Annotated in this window: 22 protein-coding genes, 1 tRNA gene, 1 other RNA gene and 1 pseudogene; 8 read left to right on the forward strand and 17 right to left on the reverse strand. The window is 72.4% G+C overall.

The annotated features are described in order from the left end of the window. Positions 1-268: 268 nt before the first annotated feature. Together NFS20_RS09465 and NFS20_RS09470 are read left to right on the forward strand one after the other, a co-directional pair. Entirely contained in the window at positions 269-745 is a 477-nt protein-coding gene (locus NFS20_RS09465) for a hypothetical protein (protein ID WP_251151524.1), read from the forward strand. After that, positions 646-1,053, forward strand: a pseudogene (locus NFS20_RS09470) (deoxycytidylate deaminase); the annotation flags it as partial. The gene NFS20_RS09465 and the pseudogene NFS20_RS09470, both read left to right, overlap by 100 nt. A gap of 323 nt (positions 1,054-1,376) precedes the next feature. On the opposite strand, the gene NFS20_RS09475 reads toward NFS20_RS09470, so the two are convergent. Beyond that, positions 1,377-1,832, reverse strand: coding sequence for a hypothetical protein (locus NFS20_RS09475; protein ID WP_251151525.1), 456 nt, complete (start codon positions 1,830-1,832; stop codon positions 1,377-1,379). Positions 1,833-2,023: 191 nt separating this feature from the next. Between NFS20_RS09475 and NFS20_RS09480 the strand changes: the two genes are divergently transcribed. Both NFS20_RS09480 and NFS20_RS09485 read left to right on the forward strand, forming a co-directional pair. Beyond that, positions 2,024-2,908: a hypothetical protein gene (locus NFS20_RS09480; RefSeq protein ID WP_251151526.1), complete on the forward strand. Its 885-nt coding sequence runs from the start codon at positions 2,024-2,026 to the stop codon at positions 2,906-2,908. Positions 2,909-3,039: 131 nt separating this feature from the next. Beyond that, positions 3,040-3,360, forward strand: a complete 321-nt coding sequence (locus NFS20_RS09485) for a hypothetical protein (protein WP_251151527.1) — start codon at positions 3,040-3,042, stop codon at positions 3,358-3,360. A 155-nt stretch (positions 3,361-3,515) separates the two neighbouring features. On the opposite strand, the gene NFS20_RS09490 is transcribed toward NFS20_RS09485, so the two are convergent. Next, a complete protein-coding gene (locus tag NFS20_RS09490; RefSeq protein WP_251151528.1) occupies positions 3,516-4,052 on the reverse strand; it encodes a hypothetical protein in 537 nt (178 codons plus the stop codon). A gap of 149 nt (positions 4,053-4,201) precedes the next feature. Between NFS20_RS09490 and NFS20_RS09495 the strand changes: the two genes are divergently transcribed. Beyond that, positions 4,202-4,516 carry a hypothetical protein gene (locus NFS20_RS09495; RefSeq protein ID WP_251151529.1) on the forward strand — a complete coding sequence of 105 codons (315 nt, stop codon included), beginning with the start codon at positions 4,202-4,204 and terminating at the stop codon, positions 4,514-4,516. 28 nt (positions 4,517-4,544) lie between these two features. Here the strand turns inward: NFS20_RS09495 and NFS20_RS09500 are convergent, their stop codons facing one another. The 5 genes from NFS20_RS09500 to NFS20_RS09520 form a co-directional block, all read right to left on the reverse strand. Continuing rightward, the gene (locus tag NFS20_RS09500) at positions 4,545-5,093 is read right to left on the reverse strand and encodes a hypothetical protein (protein ID WP_251151530.1); all 549 of its coding nucleotides are present in this window, start codon (positions 5,091-5,093) and stop codon (positions 4,545-4,547) included. Positions 5,094-5,176: 83 nt separating this feature from the next. Continuing rightward, entirely contained in the window at positions 5,177-5,398 is a 222-nt protein-coding gene (locus tag NFS20_RS09505) for a hypothetical protein (protein WP_251151531.1), read from the reverse strand. A gap of 3 nt (positions 5,399-5,401) precedes the next feature. Then, entirely contained in the window at positions 5,402-5,635 is a 234-nt protein-coding gene (locus NFS20_RS09510; protein WP_251151532.1) for a hypothetical protein, read from the reverse strand. Beyond that, on the reverse strand, positions 5,632-5,919 hold the full coding sequence (locus tag NFS20_RS09515; RefSeq protein WP_251151533.1) for a hypothetical protein: 288 nt from the start codon (positions 5,917-5,919) through the stop codon (positions 5,632-5,634). The genes NFS20_RS09510 and NFS20_RS09515 overlap by 4 nt, the downstream gene beginning before the upstream one ends. Beyond that, positions 5,916-6,191: a hypothetical protein gene (locus tag NFS20_RS09520; protein WP_251151534.1), complete on the reverse strand. Its 276-nt coding sequence runs from the start codon at positions 6,189-6,191 to the stop codon at positions 5,916-5,918. Before NFS20_RS09520 ends, NFS20_RS09515 begins: the two co-directional genes overlap by 4 nt. A gap of 399 nt (positions 6,192-6,590) precedes the next feature. Here NFS20_RS09520 and NFS20_RS09525 point away from each other — a divergent pair, with 399 nt between their 5' ends. Continuing rightward, entirely contained in the window at positions 6,591-7,238 is a 648-nt protein-coding gene (locus NFS20_RS09525; protein WP_251151877.1) for a site-specific integrase, read from the forward strand. A 135-nt stretch (positions 7,239-7,373) separates the two neighbouring features. Here NFS20_RS09525 and rnpB read toward each other — a convergent pair. Further along, positions 7,374-7,791: RNase P RNA component class A (rnpB, locus tag NFS20_RS09530), an RNA gene on the reverse strand. A gap of 61 nt (positions 7,792-7,852) precedes the next feature. Further along, a complete protein-coding gene (locus NFS20_RS09535) occupies positions 7,853-8,236 on the reverse strand; it encodes a tautomerase family protein (RefSeq protein WP_251151535.1) in 384 nt (127 codons plus the stop codon). A gap of 102 nt (positions 8,237-8,338) precedes the next feature. On the opposite strand from NFS20_RS09535, the gene NFS20_RS09540 reads away from it, so the two are divergent. Beyond that, on the forward strand, positions 8,339-9,136 hold the full coding sequence (locus tag NFS20_RS09540) for a YaaA family protein (protein ID WP_251151536.1): 798 nt from the start codon (positions 8,339-8,341) through the stop codon (positions 9,134-9,136). Between the two features lies 1 nt (position 9,137). Here NFS20_RS09540 and NFS20_RS09545 read toward each other — a convergent pair whose 3' ends face one another. The 8 genes from NFS20_RS09545 to NFS20_RS09580 form a co-directional block, all read right to left on the reverse strand. Continuing rightward, positions 9,138-10,463 carry a bifunctional RNase H/acid phosphatase gene (locus NFS20_RS09545; RefSeq protein ID WP_251151537.1) on the reverse strand — a complete coding sequence of 442 codons (1,326 nt, stop codon included), beginning with the start codon at positions 10,461-10,463 and terminating at the stop codon, positions 9,138-9,140. Then, on the reverse strand, positions 10,460-11,203 hold the full coding sequence (locus tag NFS20_RS09550; RefSeq protein WP_251151538.1) for a zinc ribbon domain-containing protein: 744 nt from the start codon (positions 11,201-11,203) through the stop codon (positions 10,460-10,462). The genes NFS20_RS09545 and NFS20_RS09550 overlap by 4 nt, the downstream gene beginning before the upstream one ends. A 121-nt stretch (positions 11,204-11,324) precedes the next feature. Continuing rightward, positions 11,325-12,275, reverse strand: coding sequence for a Nif3-like dinuclear metal center hexameric protein (locus NFS20_RS09555; RefSeq protein WP_251151539.1), 951 nt, complete (start codon positions 12,273-12,275; stop codon positions 11,325-11,327). 40 nt (positions 12,276-12,315) lie between these two features. Then, positions 12,316-14,076: a bifunctional 3'-5' exonuclease/DNA polymerase gene (locus NFS20_RS09560; protein WP_502800808.1), complete on the reverse strand. Its 1,761-nt coding sequence runs from the start codon at positions 14,074-14,076 to the stop codon at positions 12,316-12,318. 83 nt (positions 14,077-14,159) lie between these two features. Continuing rightward, positions 14,160-15,461 carry a YihY/virulence factor BrkB family protein gene (locus NFS20_RS09565; protein ID WP_251151541.1) on the reverse strand — a complete coding sequence of 434 codons (1,302 nt, stop codon included), beginning with the start codon at positions 15,459-15,461 and terminating at the stop codon, positions 14,160-14,162. Between the two features lie 85 nt (positions 15,462-15,546). Further along, a tRNA-Val gene (locus tag NFS20_RS09570) sits at positions 15,547-15,623 on the reverse strand. 67 nt (positions 15,624-15,690) lie between these two features. Further along, positions 15,691-16,155 carry a peroxiredoxin gene (locus NFS20_RS09575; protein WP_251151878.1) on the reverse strand — a complete coding sequence of 155 codons (465 nt, stop codon included), beginning with the start codon at positions 16,153-16,155 and terminating at the stop codon, positions 15,691-15,693. A 31-nt stretch (positions 16,156-16,186) separates the two neighbouring features. After that, complete coding sequence (locus NFS20_RS09580; protein WP_251151542.1) at positions 16,187-16,600, reverse strand: DUF3052 domain-containing protein; 414 nt, start codon at positions 16,598-16,600, stop codon at positions 16,187-16,189. A gap of 409 nt (positions 16,601-17,009) precedes the next feature. Between NFS20_RS09580 and aceE the strand changes: the two genes are divergently transcribed. Next, positions 17,010-19,757, forward strand: a complete 2,748-nt coding sequence (aceE, locus tag NFS20_RS09585) for a pyruvate dehydrogenase (acetyl-transferring), homodimeric type (protein ID WP_251151543.1) — start codon at positions 17,010-17,012, stop codon at positions 19,755-19,757. Positions 19,758-19,875: the final 118 nt, after the last annotated feature.

Genomic DNA, 19,875 nt, shown 5'->3' on the forward strand with positions numbered 1-19,875 from the left:
CAAAATTGGCGAGATACCAACGTTCCCGGACGATCCCCGGTCCGACACACACCACGGCATCTACCTCGTACTCTCGGAGTGCTGTGACAGATTGTGACGGGTCAGGGGCCCGGCCGGGCTGTTCGATCGGTGCAGCGACGGTCGCTGCACCGATCCGTCGCCGATCACACCGTACTTCAGCGGGCCCCTCTCGAATCGCCGCGGATCCGTGCCCAGCTGCCCGCAGGACGGCCGCCCAGGTCCCGCGGGGGTCGTCTCGTCGGACGAGATGCTCGACCAGGTCGCCCGCGAGGTCGCTGCACGCCTGGACGCCCACCGCCTCAGGGACGGCCGCGCCAAGGCGATCACGGTCGTCATCGACGAAGGCTGGGCGCTGACCCGATCGGACCCCGGTGAGCGGTCGGCGCAGGACGGCCTGGCCCGCGCCCGGATGGCCACCGTCCTGCCCTGGCTCGCCGACAACGGCCCGGACGCCAGCGTGCAGGTGGTCTACGCGACCCAGAGCCTGACCGGCGACCTGACCGACACCCGCCTCGCGCAGGCGTGTTCGACGACCGTCCTGCTGGCCCGCTCCAGCTGCGAGGTCTGGGAGTCCCAGCTCGCGCAGCTGCCCCGACGACGCAACCGCCGCGAGCACCTGGTCCGGTGGATGAACCACGACCTCGACCACTACCGGATCGGTGTCAACACCGCCGGTCTCGTGCACGTCGCGCGCATCGTCGACGACGAGGGAACAGGCGCATAAGCCCCAAGGTCGTCGGTGTCCCCGCGCCCCGCCCCTCCTGGGACGAGTGGGCGCTGGGCATCGCGTTCGCCGTCGCAGAGCACGCGGACTGCACACGCCGCAAGGTCGGCGCGATCGCCCTCGGCCCGGACCACCGCGTGCTCGGGACGGGGTACAACGGCTACCCCGCGGGGGCGCCGGGCTGCCTGTCGGACGGCGCGTGCCCGCGCGGGCACCTCGGTTACGACCAGGTCGTAGCGTCCACGGCGTACACCTCCGGCAGCGGGACGTGCCACGCGCTGCACGCCGAGGAGAACTGCGTGCTGCACCTGAGCCCGCAGGCCCGGTCGGGCGCGACCATCTACGTCACGGACGAGCCATGCCCAACTGCCAGCGGTTCCTCGCCGGCGCCGGGGTCGCCCGGGTCGTGTGGCCCGAAGGAGAGCTCAGCTACGCCCCTGGACGTGGCCTCGGCCTCGCCGAGTTCGCCGCATAGGGGCAGGTGTCGCAGACCACCCGCACCACCGAAGGGCCCGACATGACCGTCACTTCCGAGCGCAAGCAGCAGACCGAGGGTTGGGTCTGGCCCAGGTCGTCGACGACCGCGCACTACTTCGGTCCCGACAACAAGGCCCTGTGCGGACGTCACGCGCTACTGCTCGTCGTCCGCTACGACGCCGAAGCCGACGCCCCGGCCTCGCCCGACGACTGCGGGACGTGCCGCACGCTCCTCGACCACCGTCTCGCGGGCTGACGCGGGGACTTTCCCCGACGCCGGCCCCACCAGCGGGTTGAACGTCACCACGACCCCTGTAGGAGTGCCCGCCATGACCGCCACCGCCACGCTCGCCGAGCAGACCCTCGCCGCCGCTGCGGAGAAGGTGACGCCGAGCTCGCCGCCCAGCTGGAGGACCACGTCGAGACGACCGACCCCGAGACTGGTTGGGTGACGGTCTTCGACGCCGACGGCAACGGCAAGGCCGCGGTCAACGAGGAGGGCATCTACACCCGCGCCGAGCTCACCGGCCGGCTCGCTCACCGGCTTCTCGGCGAACCTGCCCGTGCGCTCGCGCGGGTGTGCCGTCTCATCGAACCCGTTGATGGTCATGCCCGCTTGTTGACGGGGCCCGTCGCGTCCGGCCACCGGCACGCGCTACCAGGTCGCTGGAGGATGTCCGGAAGTCGTTCATTCGCTCTCTCTCCTGGCAAGGCGAGACCCGCCGCGCACGCGCGACGCCCAGGTCCGCCGCGGCAAGGTGCACAGGCAAGGAAGCCGGACGACCGCTCAGCGAGGTTGACATGGACGCAAAAGGAACCGCTCCTCTCGCGACAGACGACGAGGCCGGCGACGTCCGCGAAGAAGTCCAGGACGCCGAAACGTCCGCACCAGAGCCACCAGGCCAATCGGCCGTCCTGGCACAGGCCGGGCATGCGCTGCGCTACGTGCCCGAGCGGTTACCCCGCGGCACCAGAGTTCTCACGGTAGGGCCCGATGAGGTGAAGGCTTTTCGCGACGCGGAACGGCAAGACGAGCTCTCGTCCTGGCCGATCGCCAGCGACACGTTCCTGTTCGAGGTGGGCCCTCAGAAGCCCGTCGTGGCTCAGAAGAAGGTTGGGGGCGACGTCCCCGAGTCGATGGAGGATATCGCCAACAACATCTCCAAGGAGGTCCTGAAGATCGTCGGCAGGGCCGCCCAGACCATGCCCAAACGCCTGGCGTCGACCTTCTCCGTCTATCTGCTCATGCTGGTCGTCGTCTTCCTCGTCGGCATCGTGGCGGTCGCTGCGGCTCTGGTGAAGGGGTTCAGCGCCGAGAGTGCAGCTGATGCCGCGACCACGGCAGCGTTCGCCGGACTCTCCGCAGTCAGCTTCATCACCGTGTTCGTCACCAACCCGCTACGAGCAATGTCGAGCGCCGGGCCGCAGTCCGCCTGGGTCCTCGCGATGGTGACCACGTTCTGGGCCAAGTTCGCGTACTTCAAGAACCAGGAGAACGCGATCATTGAGATACAAGCTGCGCAGGAGGCTCTGGACAAGTCGTTCGAGACGTACTTCGCGAACACCCAGGCGACGATCTCCGACCCCGAACCGGAGGCACCCGCCACCGAGTCAGATACACCCGCGGCGGGAAGCCCGGGCAATCCACCCACCTTCGGCAGTACACCGGGTAAGGCGACGACATGACACGCGACGGCCGCTTCGACGACCTCCCCCAGCCACAACCCAAGCCATTGGCCATCCCCGAATCGTGGAAGAGACAAGTCGACCGGCCGAACCTGGCGACTCCCCCAGGCTTCTTAGACGGAGGTGACAGGATGTTCCTGCCCGCACCCATCGAGTGGCACGGCAAGCCGACGCTGCCCGCCCACTGGCAGATGGTGGTCAGGCAGCCATTGACGGACTCATCGCAGACCGTGGAGATCTCCGTCATCAAAGCGCCTTCCCGCATCCGAAGAGGTGACGACTACGTCTTCCTCACCGCGGAAAAGGACACCGTCGAGACACTCCCGATCAGCACGGTGCGGTCGGTCGCGACGGTGGAGTCGGTGGTGGAGCTGCTCGAAGCGCTGCAGCGAGCCCTCGACCTCGACCTCGAAGCCGACAGCGGGATCGACCTCAACATCGAGTTCGACTAGTTTCGGGCGACACTCGCGCCCGAGCGGATGGCACCAGACCGCGCGCTCAGTCCCGGTAGCAGGCGGCGGCGTACAGTATGTCCGCGTCCCCCCCGCCTCGGCGTACGCGGCCAGGTCCTCGCCCCGCTCGGCGACGTCGCCTCCCTCACAGGCAGTCAGAGCGGCCAGGACCGGTGCGAACTCCCCGCCGCGGCCCGGTCGCGCTCGACATCACCCTCGGCCTGGGCACGTTCGGCGACCCGGGCGCACAGGTGGTTGACCAGGCGCTCGTGGTCCTCGTCGGTGACGAGCCGACCCGAGGTCCGCAGGAACGTGTCGCCCTGACCGTGCCGGGTCAGCGCCCTTTCCCGCGCCATCGCCAACCGAGGGACGGCATCGGGGTCGCTCGCCCGCAGGAGTCCGGGATCGGCAAGCAGCGCCAACGACTCCCCCGCCGCCTTGCGCTGCCCGTCGCTGGCGGCCCAGTTCGAGGACACCTTGCGACCGGCGCGCTCGACACCGATCGCCGCCCACTGCACGGCGAGCTTCGCCCGGGCACGGACGGTGGAGGTCTCGGGGTCCAGGCGCGGGACCTGCACGCGCTCTCGCGCCAGAGCGTCCAGGCCGCCGACAGCCTCGGCGGCGGCCTTGGTGGCGAACTTCCCGTCGCCGCGCCGAGGGTGTGCGCTCTCGTCGAACCTGCTCGTCGCCATGTCCGCCTGTTGACGGGCTCCGGCGCTCGCGGTCAGTGACCGGCGCGGCCTGCCTCGGCTTCCTGTGTGCGAGCACGCCGGGCGGCCTCGGCGGCGAAGCCAGTGCACGAGTCCTTGCCGCCGAAGTCGTTGCGGCGCTCGTGCGGTCCGTGCGGGGTCTCGTCGGTGCACCACTTCGGCCCCTCGGCGGGCGCCGCTTCGGGGGCCGGGACGGCGCTGGGCGCAGGCTCGGCGAGCTCACGTTCCAGTCCCCGCGGATCCTGCTCATGGACCGCGCGTGGGGTGTGGGGCACGACGTCCAGGTGCCGGGCACGATGACGCGACGCTTCACCCGCGAGCCGAAGAACCGCACCGACCGCGCGTTCCTCGACTCGCGCTCGGGTGGGTACGGCTGGGCTGAGGTCGCCGACGTAGAGGAGTCGGCGTACGCGACCACGGTCGCCGCGCAGTGGACCAAGCCCTGACGTCGCGCATCCGGGCGGGCCGCCGGGCTCACTCCACGGTGAGGATCGCCTCGACTCGCTCGCGCTGACCGGCGGTGAGGTCCAACTTCTCGAACTCGCGCTCGGTGATCGTCCAGGTGGCGTTGATCTCGGCGTTGTTGAAGTCGATGTCCTCCACGTGCCCGGGCACGAGCTGGTCCAACGACCTCAACTGCACACCCCAGGCGTCGAGGTGAGCGAGGTACGCGTCGCGGGCCGCATCGAGCTCCGAGCCCTCGTCGAGCTGCATCGCATCGAGGTCGTGCTGTACGACCAAGATGTCGGCCAACGTCGAAGCCGAGCTCGCGGCGACCCGGTTGACCAAGCGCGTCGCCGCGGCGGTCTGATCGGACAAGCCGCGAGACTCCGCAACGGCCTCGGCCATCTCCGCTTCCGAGGCGTCCAAGCTCGCCTCACCGGCCTCGGCCAGGTCGAGCAGAACGTCTGTGCTTTGGCGGGATAGGGCCTGTGCCCAGGCGACGCCACCACCGACTGCGAGCAGGAGCGCGACAGCGGCCGCGGCCGCGAGGGCTGGTCGGCGGAACCGGGAAGTCTTCACGCGCGAATCCTGGCAGAACGGACACGTCGGCGCGGAATCGTCTCCGGGTGAAGTGCGGGCCGCACACGGGCCCGGTCGAGGGGTCAGTCCTCGGGCGGCGCCGCTTGCTCCGCCTCGACCTCGGCGAGCGTCTTCTTGTACTCGGCGCGCAGGTGCATGTCGAACCCGCGCTTCCAGTTCGGGGACACGACGCCTTTGCCGCCGCCGGACGCTCCGCACGAGCAGCCCCAGTGACCGAACTCGTCACCAGTGCCCTGGTGGCGCCGGCGCATGCGCTCGTTGACCTCGTCGTACTTGCTGGGCACGGCTCAGTCCTTCATCGCGCGGGCGATGCGCAGGCACACGGGGCAGTCGGCACGGTCGGAGGTGACGATCCCGGGCGCCCCGGTCCCGACGTAGATGAGGCGTGGGTTGATCCGGATCTTGTGGTCGCACAGCGTGCGTGTCTTGGGCCCGTCGAGGTCGACCAGGTGCAGGACTGTGCCGCGCGGGAGGCCGACAGCGAGCAGCTGCAGCGGCAGTTCCTGGTACTCGGCGGTCATGAGGCTGCGCTCCTTCTCGTGGCCGCGGCGTCGCAGCGCTGGCACAGCGGCTGGCGGGCGGTCTCCCGGTCGTCGTCGCCGTAGACGCGCTGCAAGGCGGTGACGTGGCCGACTCCCCGGGTGCTGTGGCGGGCGACGTACGGGATTTTCACACCGCACAGGGTGCGCGTCTCGTCGGTGGGGTCGAACCGGTGCGCGCGGGTGGACACGACGAGCGCGGACAGGCTTGAGCCCTGCGCCCGGCCCCAGGAGATGAGCGGGAAGGTGTCCGTCACGGTGGTCATGCCCCCTCAGTGGGTCCGGCAACAGCATTCTGCCTGCTGTTCGCCAGACGGGACATCGCCTGGCGGATCGAGAAGACGGAGACGCCGTCCACCTTGCTGGGCGGCTTGCGGTCATCGGCGATGACGCTCTCGACGAACGCGATCGCCCTGATGGCGCACGTCTCGCAGATGGTCGTCGGGTAGAACCGTCCAGGGCGCTTGTACGAGCCGCCGCCGAACCGCTGGACGCTCAGCGCGGGGTCAGCCTTCTTACGGCACGAGGTGCAACGCATGGTCAGGCCCCGTTCCGTACTGCTGCAGGAGCAGCTCGGGGCGGCGGTCTCCGGCCGCTGGGTGGACCCGCGCGGCGGTCAGATGAGCTTCAAGGAGTACGCGGAGAAGTGGCGCCTGGTGCAGGTGCACCGCGAAGGCACCGAGGCGCTGGTGGAGTCCCATCTCCGTCGGCACGTCTACGACATCATCGGCCACACCGCGCTGGCCGACATCCGACGGACCGACATCCAGACGTTGGTCCGCATCCTGCAAAAGAAGCCGCTCGCCCCGAGCACGATCCAGGTCGTCTACCGGTTCCTGACGGCCGTACTCAACGCCGCCGTCAACGACCGCCTGATCGCGGAGACACCGGCCAAGCGCATCGCGCTGCCGAGGCGGAGAAGTCTCGCGTGGAGCCCATGCCGGTCGCATCAGTGCTCGCGCTGGAAGAGGCCATGCCGGATTACCTCTCCGCGCTCGTTCCGTTCGCAACTGGGACAGGCCTGCGCCAGGGCGAGGTGTTCGGACTCACCTGGGACCGCATCGACTTCAAGAAGCAGATCGTAACGGTGAACAGGCAACTGGTCTCTGTCACGGGAAACCGCCCCAAGTTCGGGCCGCCGGAGACCGATGCGTCCTATCGCGACGTCCCCTTTGCAGACGACACTCTGGAGGCACTGCTCCGCCATCAGGAGGAGTTCGGTGACGGCAGGAACGGGCTGGTGTTTCACGCCCGGGAGAACGGGCCGCTGAGACGCAACCGGTTCTCCGAGATCCTCGGCACAGCTCGTGACCGCGCGGGGCTGGCGAAGGCATGGACCATGCACGACTTCCGGCACTTCTACGCCTCGATGCTGATCTCCCAGAACGCCTCGTACAAGCAGGTCCAAGAGCGGCTGGGGCACGAGAACGCGATGGAGACGATCAACACCTACTCGCACCTCTGGCCGAACGATGACGAACTGACGCGCAAGGCGGTGACGGCCGTGCTCGGGGCCGCTCGTGCGGAGCGCGCGAAGCAGCGCGCGGCGGAGGCCGCCGCGACGACCCAGCAGCCCGACTCGTGACGGGCTGCCCCGCCACGAGCGCTGCCGCCCCTTGGTCAGGAGCCTCAGTTCCGTCACAGCCGAATCGTGCTGTGACCGAACTGTGACTGCAAACCCGCCGAATCTGAGCGTTTTCCCAGGTCAGGCGGGGCGGTGCGGACGAGCCGGTCTGTACGCCGGGTTCTGTTCCCGCGCGCGGTTGCCCCCGCGCGGGCGACGGTCATCCATCTACGACGCACGTTGCCATACGCCTCCAGCGGTCTACCCGACTGCGCTTCTCACCAGAGAATCGGGCGGGCCGCCCTCAAACACAGTCTGTCTGACCTTGCTCCAGGTGGGGTTTACCGAGCCGGACCGGTCACCCGGCCCGCTGGTGGTCTCTTACACCACCGTTTCACCCTTACCGCGACGATCGGGGCCGAAACCTCGACCAGCACGGCGGTCTGTTCTCTGTGGCACTGTCCCGCGGGTCACCCCGGGTGGGCGTTACCCACCACCTTGCCCTTCGGAGCCCGGACGTTCCTCGGCGGGGAGGCCTTGCGACCTGCCCCGACGCGACCGTCCGACCGACTCGTCCGCACCCGCAAGGATACTGCCCGGCGAGCGCTGCTCGGACGAGCACCCGGTCGACCAGGTCAGACGTCGACGCGGTACGACAGCGCGAGCTCGTCGCCGCTCACGCCCCGGATCCCCCAGCTCTCGCGCGGCGCCTCGAGGATCACGAGCTCGACGTCGTCCGGGCCGAGCCCGAGGGCGGGCGCGACGTCGTCGTACAGGGCCGCCACGAGGGCTCGCTTCGCCTCGCGCGTGCGCCCCGTGAAGCACACGATCTCGACCACGAGGTACGCGTCCGAGCGCGGGGCGACGAGGTCGTCGTCGTCCAGGAGCAGGAAGCGGTGGAACCGCTTGTCCTCGGGCAGCTGCCACGCGCGCACGAGCGCGGAGTGCAGCGCGTCGGACACCTCCGCCCGCCGCTCGCCCCACACGCTGCGCCGTCCGTAGATCTTCACCTGGGCCACGCCGGCAGCGTAGCGCCCGGGCACGACGGCGTGACGCACCCCACGCGCCCGGTCCGCCCGCCCGCGCGGGGCACGCCTCGGACGCGACCGTAGAGTGGCCGGGTGCTCGTGCTCCTCCCCCCGTCCGAGGGCAAGACCCCCGCGCCCGACGGCGCCCCTCCGGTCGACCTCGCGACGCTCACCTCTCCCGTCCTGACCGCCCGGCGCGAGCGCGTGCTCGACGCGCTCGTGTCCGCGAGCGCCCGCGACGACGCCGTCGAGGTGCTCGGCGCGAGCCCCGGCCTGGCGGACGAGGTGCGCCGCAACACGGGGCTGCGCACGGCGCCGGCGGCGCCCGCCGCGCACGTCTACACGGGCGTCCTCTACGGCGCGGCGGACCTGGGTGGCGCGCTCGCTGGTGGCGAGGAGGCCGCGCGACGCGCCACCGAGGACGTCCGCATCGTGTCCGGGCTCTGGGGCGTCCTGTCCCCCGCCGACCGCGTCCCGGCGTACCGCCTGTCGATGGGCGTCGCTCTCCCCGGTCTCGGGCGGCTCGCGACGGCCTGGCGACCCCACCTGGGCGCGGCGCTCGACGACCGCGCGGCGGGGGACGTCGTCGTGGACTGCCGGTCGGCGACGTACGCCGCGGCGTGGCGGCCCCGCACGACCGGCGCCGATGCCGCCCAGTGGGTGGCCGTGCGGGTGCTGCGCGACGCGGACGGGAAGCGCTCGGTCGTGTCGCACAACGCCAAGCACACGCGCGGCGTGCTCACGGCCCACCTCGTGCGCCGGGCAGGCGTCGTCGCGTCCGCGGACGACCTCGCGAAGGCCGCCGACGAGCTCGTCGGCATCGACCTGCTCGACGCGAGCCTCCGCGACGACGGCCGCGGGCGGTTCACGCTCGAGCTCGTCGTGGCCTGAGTCAGAGGTCGCTCGGGACGCCCTGCGCGACGAGCTCGCTCGTCCCGTCGGCCCACAGCCTGAGGATGCTCACGGACGCGGGCGGCACACGGAACCTCGACCACTGGTCGGGGGGCGCCTGGACCGCGACGCCGATCGCGGCGCGCACCTGCACCGCGTGGCCCACCACGACGACCGTGCGCCCCGCCGCGGGCGCGTCCTGGAGCTGCGTGGCGACGAGCTCGCGGAGCCCCGCGCGCACGCGCACCCCGACGTCGGCGACGGACTCGCCGCCCGGCGCGGCGACGGTGCCCGTGGCGTACCAGTCCCGGCGCAGCCCGGGCCACCGCTCGTCGATCCGGTCGGCGGTGAGCCCTTCCCAGGCGCCGAAGTCCACCTCGGCGAAGCGCGCGTCGGTCGTCACGGGCAGGCCGAGGCGTCGGCCCACCGCGCGGGCCGTCTCCAGGGTGCGCACCATCGGGGAGGCGACGATCACGGACGGCCGCGGCAGGTCGGTCCAGGCCGACCGGCCGACGCGGAACACGAGGTCGGCCGCGCGCGCCGCCTGCGTGCGCCCGTGCGGCGTGAGCGACGGCCCGGGGACCGACGAGCCGCTGAACGCGCCCGCGACCGTGAGCGGTGTCTGCCCGTGGCGCACGAGGACGACCGTCAGCGCCGGGGCGTCGTCGAAGCGGATCGTGGCCCCGGACGGCCGCGGGGCCGGACCGGCCGACGTGCCCGCCTCGGCCCGCCCCTCCCCGGGTGCCTGCTCGAGCGGAGCCCCGTCCCGGCCGTCAGCGGCGGCTGCCGTATCGGCGGGAGCGGGGCCGGCGGCAGCGTCGTCAGCGGCTGCCGTGGCACCCGTGCCGTAGTCCCGCGCGATCGTGCCGCCGGTGTCCATCGCCTCGTTGGCGAGCCGGTCGGCATCCGCGTTCTGCGCGCGCGGGATCCACTCGTAGGTCACCTGGCCCGCGGGAAGGACGGTCGCGGCCTCCGCGGCCAGCCGACGCATGTCGGCGTGCTTGATCTGCCAGCGCCCCGACATCTGCTCGACGACGAGGCGCGAGTCCATCCGGACCGTCACCCGTGCGTCCGGGTCGATCGCGGCCGCCGCCCGCAGACCGGCGACGAGACCGGAGTACTCGGCGACGTTGTTGGTCGTCGTGCCGAGGAACGCGGCACGCTCTGCGAGGACGCGGCCGCTCGCGCCGTCGCGCACGAGGGCGCCGAAGCCGGCCGGCCCGGGGTTCCCGCGGGAGCCGCCGTCGGCCTCGACCACGAGGTGGCGTCGACCCGAGGAGCCGTCCGGGCCGGTCGGGGGGGCGTCGGGGCGTGCGTCCGCGCTCACGCGCCCGCGGCCTCCGGACGCACGACGATGTGGCCGTAGTCCTCGAGCCGGACGACCTGGTCAGGCGCCGCGGACGTCACGGCCGCGAGCTCGGCCGGGCTCAGGTCCACGTTGAGCCCCTCGAGCCGGCGCCCGCGCATCGCGACGACGCCGCGCCCGCCGTTCTGGTCGCGCACGCGCTCGTAGAGCGCGAGCAGCGTCGCGTCGATCCCGTCGGCGGCCGCACGGCGGCGCTCGGCGACCTGCGCGGCGTCGTCGTCGAGCTCGGCGAAGCGGGCGTCGCGCGTGGCGACGACCTCGGCGCGGGCGGCCTCGAGCTCGGCGTTCGCGGACTCGAGACGACCGAGCGCCTCCTCGTGCGCCTCAAGCCGCTCCATGACGTCGAGCTCGACCTCCTCGAGCACGCCCTGCCGGCGGGCGAGCGACTCGAGCTCGCCGACGAGCGCCTGCGCGTCCTTCGCCCCGACCTGGCCGGAGTCGAGGCGCGACCGGTCGCGCGCGGCGCGCGTGCGCACCTGCTCGACGTCGGCCTCCGCCTTCTTCAGCTCGCGCCGCAGGTCGGACGCCGCCGTGCGGGACTCGACGAGCGACGTCGCCAGGTCCTGCACCTGCGCGTCGAGCTCGGCGATGCGGGCCAGCTCGGGCAGGTTCTTGCGCTGGTGGGCGAGCTGCTGGAGACGCGTGTCGAGCTCCTGGACGTCGAGGAGCCGGAGCTGGTCTGCGGGCGGGGCGGTGGCCACGTGGTGCTTCCTTTCGTGGGACCGGTCGGGTCGTGGGACGCGGTCGGGTCGGGCGGGTGAGGGTCGCGGTGCGCCGCGGTGGGTCGCGGTAGGTCGCGCGCGGGCGACGGCGTCACAGGGGTCAGCCCTGCGCCCCGGGCGCCGACGCGGACGGGATGCGGGCCGTCCAGGGGTCGGTGACGGTCGTGCTGACCCGCGTCTCCACCTGCTCGCCGCGCGCGGCGAGCGCTCGCGCGAGGTCCTCGGCAGCGTAGCGGAGCCACGGCCACTCCGACGCGAAGTGCGGGACGTCGACGAGGAACGGCGTCGCCGACGGCCCGCCCTCGAACTGCGCCCGCTCGCGCAGCTCGGACACCGGGTGGTGGCGCAGGTCGGACGTCAGGTAGACGTCGGCACCGCTCGTGCGCACCGCGTCGAACAGCGAGTCGCCCGAGCCGCCGACGACCGCGACGGACTCGACCGTCGCGTCCAGGTCGCCCGCGACGCGGACGCCCTGGACCGTCGCGGGCAGGACCTCGGCGACGCGCTCCGCGAACGCCCGCAGCGTCGTCGGCCCGGCCAGCCGCCCGACCCGTCCCGTGCCGGTGGTGACGGTCCCGTGCGTGGCCGGCGCGTCGCTGCGACCGGCCGCGTGCGGCACGAGCGGCACCCGGTGGAGCAGGTCGAGCGCGTCCGCCAGCGCGTCCGCGACGCCACGCTCGGCGGCGTCCGCGTTCGTGTGCGCGACGTACAGGCCGCACCCTCCCCGGATGAGCCGGTGCACGAGCGAGCCCTTGAACGTCGTCGCGGCAACCGAGTGCACGGGGCGCAGGAACAAGGGGTGGTGCGTGACGAGGAGCTCCGCGCCCCAGTCCAGCGCCTCGTCCGCGACCTCCTCGACCGGGTCGACGGCGAGCAGCACCTTGCGGACGGGCGCGCCCGGGTCGCCGGCGACCAGTCCGACGGCGTCCCAGTCCTCCGCCGTGGCCGGCGGGTAGAGCTCGTCGAGCGTGCGCACGACCTGGCCGAGGGTCGGGGGCGCGAGCCCTGCACCGGGCTCGTCGGCGTGCTCCGCGGCGGCGTCGAGGGTCATGGCGGCAGGCTATCCCGCCCGACCGCGCCGGACGCGGTCGTTACTTCGCCTGCGCGTAGTGCTCGACGGCGGCGACCGTCAGCGGGAAGTCGACCGGGAAGTCGCCGAACAGCAGTCGCCCCGCCTCGACGGCGGCCTCCCGGACCTCACGCTCCACCACCTCGACGAGCTCCGCGGGCGCGTGGACGACCACCTCGTCGTGGAGGAAGAACACGAGGTGCGCCCGGCCCTGGAACGGTGCGCGGACCGCACCCGGGCTCTCGCTGACGGGCAGGGCCCACAGTCGGCGTCGGATCGACGCGAGCCAGCACAGCGCCCACTCCGCGGCCGTGCCCTGGACGACGAAGTTGCGCGTGAAGCGACCCCAGGCCCGCGTCTGCGAGCGTGCTCGCGACTGGGCGTCCGCACCGCCGCCCGCTCCTCCCCCCGGGCCGTCGGCCGCGTCGTCGGCCGCGTACGCGCCGGACTGCGCCTCCTGCCAGGCGGCGCCGGGCGCCGGGGAGCTGCGCCCGAGCCGCGTCGTGACGACCTCGCCCCGCTCCCCCGCGCGGGCCGCACGCTCGACGAGGTCGATCGCGTCGGGGAACGCCTTCGCGAGCCGCGGCAGGACCAGGGCGCTGTCCCCCGTCGTCCCGCCGTACATCGCCCCGAGCATGCCGACCTTCGCGTGCTCGCGGCTCGCCACCGCCCCCGACGCGACGATCCCGGCGTAGAGGTCGACGCCCCGGCCGGCGTCCGCCATGCGCTCGTCGTGCGCGAGCCCCGCGAGCACGCGCGGCTCGAGCTGGGCCGCGTCGGCGACGACGAGCCGCCAGCCCGGGTCCGCGACCACCGCCCGCCGCACCTGGCGCGGGAGCTGGAGCGCACCCCCGCCGCTCGACGACCACCGCCCCGTGACGACTCCTCCGACCACGTACTCGGTCCGGAACCGGCCGTCGCGCACCCACGTGTCGAGCCACGTCCACCCGTTCGCCGTGAGCAGCCGCTGCAGCGTCTTGTACTCCAGCAGCGGCTCGATCACGGGGTGCTCGATCTTCTCGAGCTCCCACTTGCGCAGCGACCGGGCGCCGACGCCCGCGTACTGGAGCGCCTTGAGCAGGTCCGGGTGCGAGTCGGGGTTGAGCGTCGGCGGGGCGTCGAGCGCGTCGCGGATCGTGCGGGCGAGCTCCTCCATGCGCGCCGGCCGCTCGCCCGGACGCGGTCGCGGTCCGAGGACCCCCTCGAGGATCTCGTCGTGCACGTCGGCGCGCCACGGCAGCCCCGCGTGGTGCATCTCCGCGGCGACGAGCGCCCCGGCCGACTCGCCCGCGAGGAGGAGGCGCAGCCGGCCCGGTGCGTCCGGGCCGTCCGCGGCCGCGACCGTGGCGAGCTGGTCGGCGAGCTCGGGCAGCGGGTCCAGGCCCGACGGCGCAGCGGGGGTCCCCGGCGCGTCGGCCCCCAGGTCGAAGAGCGAGTCGGGGCGGAGCGGGAGCGTGGGGTCGGGCCCGGCGGGTGCGGCGGTCAGGGCGTCCCAGGGCCCGGGCTCCCTCCGGGCGTACGGAGTCCCCGCGGTGAGCGCGGACCGGCGCAGGATCGCGCGCGCGAGCCGCAGGTCGTGCGACCGCTCCACCCGGGCGCCCGCAGCGAGCAGCGCGGAGTACCAGCGGTTCGTGTCGTCCCACACGGCGCGCTCCCCCGCGGCGACGGCTGCCGCGACATCGGCCCCCGACTCGCTCACCGGGCCTCCCGTGGGACGACCGGAGGCGTCGGCACGCCGAACCTCGACGACGGCGCCTCGGCCGGCGCCGGCACGACGCGTCAGGGCCAGGTACACGGACGCAGTGTGCCTCCCGGCACCCACACCGGCACGGCTGCTGCCGCGGCTCCGACCGGAGGGCCAGGCCGTCAGCCGTGCGACGCCGGGACGTCGCCGACGTCCGGCGGTGGCGGCGCGGGCTCCGGCGCCACCCCGCCGGTGCGCTCGAGCTCGAGCTCGGCCGTGAGCACACCGCCCGCGAGCACGGCGATGCTCGTGAGCCACAGCCACAGCACGCCCGCGAGCACGAGACCGAGCATCTGCCCGGCCACCCGCACCAGGGCGATCGCCGTGCCGTCCACGCCGGGCGTGGACGGCACGGCGAGGGCGAGGTAGAGCCCGAACCCCGACGAGACCACCAGCACTCCCAGCGTCCCGACCACCGCGCCGGGCACGCACCGGGTCCACACCGTGTCGACGTTCGGGGCGTACCGGTAGAGCAGCGTGAGGTACGCGGCGCTCACCGCGACGACGAGCGGCCAGCGCAGGACGTCCCACGCGACCTGGAACTCGTCCCCGAGACCGAACCGGTCCGCGAGCGCCGCGCCGTCGCCCAGGAGCGGCCCGACGACGACCATGCCCAGCACGGCGACGACGGTCGCGACCGCGCCCAGCGCGAGCGAGAGGCCCAGCACGTACTGGCCGACGAGACTGCGACGGTTCTCCACCTGGTAGGCGTCGTCGAGCGCGCGCACCGCGGCGCGGAAGACGCGGCTCGCGAGCCAGAGGGCCACGACGAACGCGCCCAGCGCGAACCCGGCGCGCCCTTCCGCGAGGAGACCGTCGACGAGCGGGGCGAGGACGTCGCTCGCGACCTGCTCCGCGAACACGTCCGCGAACCCGTCGACGACCGTGGTGCGGATCTGGTCGACGCGGGTGTCCCCGAGGAGCGGGCGCAGGAACCCGAGGCTCGCGCCGAGCGCCGTCGTGAGCGGGACGAGGGAGATGAGCCCGTAGTACGACATCTCCGCGGCGAGGCCCGTCACGCGGACGTCGGCCGAGCGGTACGCGGCGCGGAGCGCGACCTCCGCCGCGGGCACCCCGCGCACCCGCAGCGGCGTGCGAGCCGCTCGCGCCAGGAGCCGGTCCCGCAGGCCGGGCGAGGTCGCGGCCCGGGCCGCACGGCGGGCCAGGGCGGGCCGGACCACGTGCCCGGACGTCCAGCTCCCGACCGCGACGGCGGCCGGGCCGAGGACGGCGGTCGCAGCCGTCACCACCACGGTCCGCGTCATGGAGGGGTCGAGGAGGACGGTCCCGAGGCCGACGGCGGTACCGGCACCCACGAGGACCAGGACCGTCGACGTGGCGGTCGACGTCGTCGCGCGCACGGCGGGCACGCGACGGGCGAGCACCGCGACGACGAGTGCGAGGGACGCCACCAGGACGAGCACGTGCGTCTCCCTCGGACGGCGTGGTCGGCGCGACGCCCCTCTCGGGGACGGCGCGAGTGCGAGGGTGCGACGTCGACGGACGTCGTGGTGGGCCCGGAGGGACTCGAACCCCCGACATCCACGGTGTAAGCGTGGCGCTCTGACCAGCTGAGCTACAGGCCCCGGAACGAGCGGTGCACAGCCTACCGGTTCGCCTGCGCCGTCCGGTGCCGTGCGGTCCGTCCCGGTGTCAGAGCTGCTCGAGTGCGCGCCGGTAGCCGTCGAGGTCGCGGCGCTGCCCGCGCGGGTTCACGACGGACCAGCGGACGATCCCGTCGGCGTCGACGAGGAACGACCCGCGCAGCGCGAGCCCGTTCTCCTCGTCGAGCACGCCGTAGGCCCGGGCGACCTCTCCGTGGGGCCAGAAGTCCGCGAGGAGGTCGAACTCGAACCCCTCCTGCTCCGCCCACGCCTTCTGCGCGAAGACCGAGTCGCACGAGATCCCGAGCAGCGTCACGCCGGACGTCTCGAACTCGTCGAGGTGGTCCCGCAGCTCGCACAGCTCGCCCGTGCAGATCCCGGAGAACGCGAACGGGTAGAACACCAGCAGCACCGGACCGCCGCGCAGGTCGGCGAGGTGGACCGGCGTGCCGTGCGTGTCGGGCAGCGTGAAGTCCGGTGCCGGGTCGCCCGGCCCGGGCGGCGCGACGCTCAGGACGCTGGCGATGCCCGACGGCGTCGTCGGCTCAGCGACCACGACCCCGCGTCCCGAGGCGCGTCGCGGACCAGTCCTGGGCGATCGAGAACGTGCTCGTCGCGTGCAGGCCCGCGGTGGTGGCGGCCTCCTGGATGTCGTTGTGGCCCACGTGGCCGGGCCGGCCCGGCTTGAGCGTGAGGATCCAGATGAGGCCCCCGTCGTCGAGGACGGTCTGGACGTCCACGAGCATGTCCGTGAGGTCCCCGTCGCCCTCGCGCCACCACACGATCACACCGTCGGTGACGTCGTCGTAGTCCTCGTCGACCAGCTCTCCACCGACGAGCTCCTCGAGGTCGGCGCGCAGGTCGTCGTCGACGTCCTCCGACCACCCGAACTCCTGGACCACGTTCCCGGGCGCGAACCCCAGGCGGTCGATACCGCCGGATCCTGCGGTGTCCGTCACAGTCGTGCCGTTCCTTTCCTCGTCCGTCTCTGTCCTCACCGGCCTGCGCCGACCCGCACCCGCGGGTCCGGACGGCCGGTGGCGGACCACCGTGTGCCGTGTCTGGCAAAGGTAGCCCACCGTACGGTGCCCTGCTTGGCAAGGCGTACCCCGTGGACACGGCCCCTCGGCGCGTCGTCCGCGAGCATCCCGCCTCGCGCGCGTGTCACGGAAATCACTGCTCCTTGACCACCCGTTGGTGTGACTTCGGGCCCGGATGAGAACACAATGGGGAGACCACCCTGGTCTCGTGAAGAGGCGCGGTCGCCACCAGCGGCCGCGGCCGCACGCCCGGTGTGGCTCCGAGACGGACGACCGGGCGTGTACCGCGCGACCGGCGTCCGGCATCCGACGAGATATGAGGTTGCTGGTGGCTTCGTACGACGAGACCGGACCGCTGATCAATGGTCTGCTCAGCCAGGTACCGGACATCGACCCCGCCGAGACCGGCGAGTGGGTCGAGTCCCTCGACGGCCTGATCGACGACCGCGGGGGCCCGCGCGCCCGCTACGTCCTGCTGAACCTGCTCAAGAGGGCACGGGAGCGCAACGTCGCCATCCCGTCCTCCTTCGCCACGCCCTACGTGAACACGATCGGCGTGCACGAGGAGCCCTACTTCCCCGGCGACGAGGCGCTCGAGCGCCGCTACCGGTCCTGGATCCGCTGGAACGCCGCCGTCATGGTGACGCGCGCGCAGCGCCCGGGCATCGGTGTCGGCGGGCACATCTCCTCCTACGCGTCCGTCGCGACGCTGTACGAGGTGGGCCTGAACCACTTCTTCCGCGGCAAGGACCACCCGGGCGGTGGCGACCAGGTCTACTTCCAGGGCCACGCCTCCCCCGGCGTATACGCGCGGGCGTTCCTCGAGGGCCGCCTGTCCGCGGACCAGCTCGACGGGTTCCGCCAGGAGAAGTCGCACGCGGGCGGCGGTCTGCCGTCGTACCCGCACCCGCGGCTCATGCCGGACTTCTGGGAGTACCCGACGGTCTCCATGGGCCTCGGCCCGGCGAGCGCCATCTACCAGGCGTGGACCGACCGCTACCTGCACAACCGCGGGATCAAGGACACGAGCCAGCAGGACGTCTGGGCGTTCCTCGGCGACGGCGAGATGGACGAGCCCGAGTCGCGCGGCATGCTCCAGCTCGCGGCGCAGCAGCAGCTCGACAACCTGACGTTCGTCGTGAACTGCAACCTGCAGCGTCTCGACGGCCCCGTGCGCGGCAACGGCAAGATCATCCAGGAGCTCGAGGCGCAGTTCCGGGGCGCGGGCTGGAACGTCATCAAGGTGATCTGGGGCCGCGAGTGGGACGTCCTGCTCAACGCGGACAAGGACCGCGCGCTGGTCAACCTCATGAACGCCACGCCCGACGGCGACTACCAGACGTACCGGGCGGAGAACGGCGCGTTCATCCGCGAGCACTTCTTCGGGCGCGACCCGCGCACCAAGCAGCTCGTCGAGAACATGACCGACGACGACATCTGGAACCTCAAGCGCGGCGGGCACGACTACCGCAAGCTCTACGCGGCCTACGCGGCGGCCCGCGCCCACACGGGCCAGCCGACCGTGATCCTCGCGCACACCGTCAAGGGCTACGGCCTCGGGTCGACCTTCGCCGGCCGCAACTCGACGCACCAGATGAAGAAGGTCAACCTCGCCGACCTCAAGACCCTGCGCGACTCGCTGCGGATCCCGATCACCGACGAGGAGCTCGACGCCAACCCGTACGAGCCGCCCTACTACCACCCGGGTGGCGACGCGCCGGAGATCCAGTACCTGCTGGACCGCCGCCGCCAGCTCGGCGGGTTCGTGCCGGAGCGCCGCTCGAAGCCGACGCCGGTCACGCTCCCGGGCGAGAAGACGTACGAGATCCTCAAGAAGGGCTCGGGCCAGCAGGAGATCGCCTCCACCATGGCCTTCGTGCGCCTGCTCAAGGACCTCATCAAGGACAAGGAGATCGGCAAGCGCATCGTGCCGATCATCCCGGACGAGGCACGCACGTTCGGCCTGGACTCGATCTTCCCGTCGGCGAAGATCTTCAACACCCAGGGCCAGCACTACCTCGCCGTGGACCGCGAGCTCATGCTGAGCTACAAGGAGTCCGAGGCCGGGCAGATCATGCACACCGGCATCAACGAGGCCGGTTCCGCCGCCGCGTTCCAGGCCGTCGGCACGTCCTACGCCACGCAGGGCGAGATCATGGTGCCGGTCTACATCTTCTACTCGATGTTCGGCTTCCAGCGCACCGGCGACCAGTTCTGGGCGGCGGGCGACCAGCTCACGCGCGGCTTCATCGTCGGCGCCACCGCGGGCCGCACGACGCTCACGGGCGAGGGCCTCCAGCACGCCGACGGGCACTCCCCGCTCCTCGCGGGCACGAACACCGCGATGGTCCAGTACGACCCGGTGTACGGCTACGAGATCCGGCACATCGTGCGCGACGGCATCGAGCGCATGTTCGGGGACGGCTCCGACGGCCGCGACCAGAACGTCATGTACTACCTCACGGTGTACAACGAGCCGATGGTCCAGCCGGCAGAGCCGGAGGACGTCGACGTCGAGGGCATCCTGCGCGGCATCCACCGCGTCTCGGTCTCCGAGTCCGAGGGTCCGAAGGCCCAGCTCCTCGCCTCCGGCGTCGGCGTGCCGTGGGCGCTCGAGGCGCAGCAGCTCCTCAAGGAGGACTGGGGCGTGTCGGCCGACGTGTGGAGCGTGACGAGCTGGAACGAGCTGCGCCGCGACGGCCTCGCCGCGGACCAGGCCGCGTTCCTCGACCCTGCCGCCGAGGTCCGCACGCCGTACGTCACCGCGAAGCTCGCGGGTGCCGAGGGTCCGTTCGTCGCGACGAGCGACTACGACCACCTGGTCCCCGACCAGATCCGCAAGTGGGTCCCCGGCGACTACGAGGTGCTCGGTGCGGACGGCTTCGGCTTCTCCGACACGCGCGCCGCGGCCCGCCGCCACTTCAAGATCGACGGTCCGTCCGTCGTGGTGCGCACCCTGCAGGCGCTCGCCAAGCAGGGCAAGGTGCCCGCCGACGCGTCGGCGAAGGCGATCGAGAAGTACCGCCTCATGGACGTCACCGCCGGGACGTCCGGCAACGCCGGCGGCGACTCCTGACGGTCCGCACGCTCTGACCGCTGCACGACGACGGCCGGTCACCTCCCAGCTGGGAGGTGACCGGCCGTCGTCGTGCAGCCGCTCGTGCAGCGCTCGTCGTGCGGCGCGGCCGTGGTCT

The organism is Cellulosimicrobium sp. Marseille-Q4280 (genome assembly GCF_943181405.1).
GTDB lineage: Bacteria > Actinomycetota > Actinomycetes > Actinomycetales > Cellulomonadaceae > Cellulosimicrobium.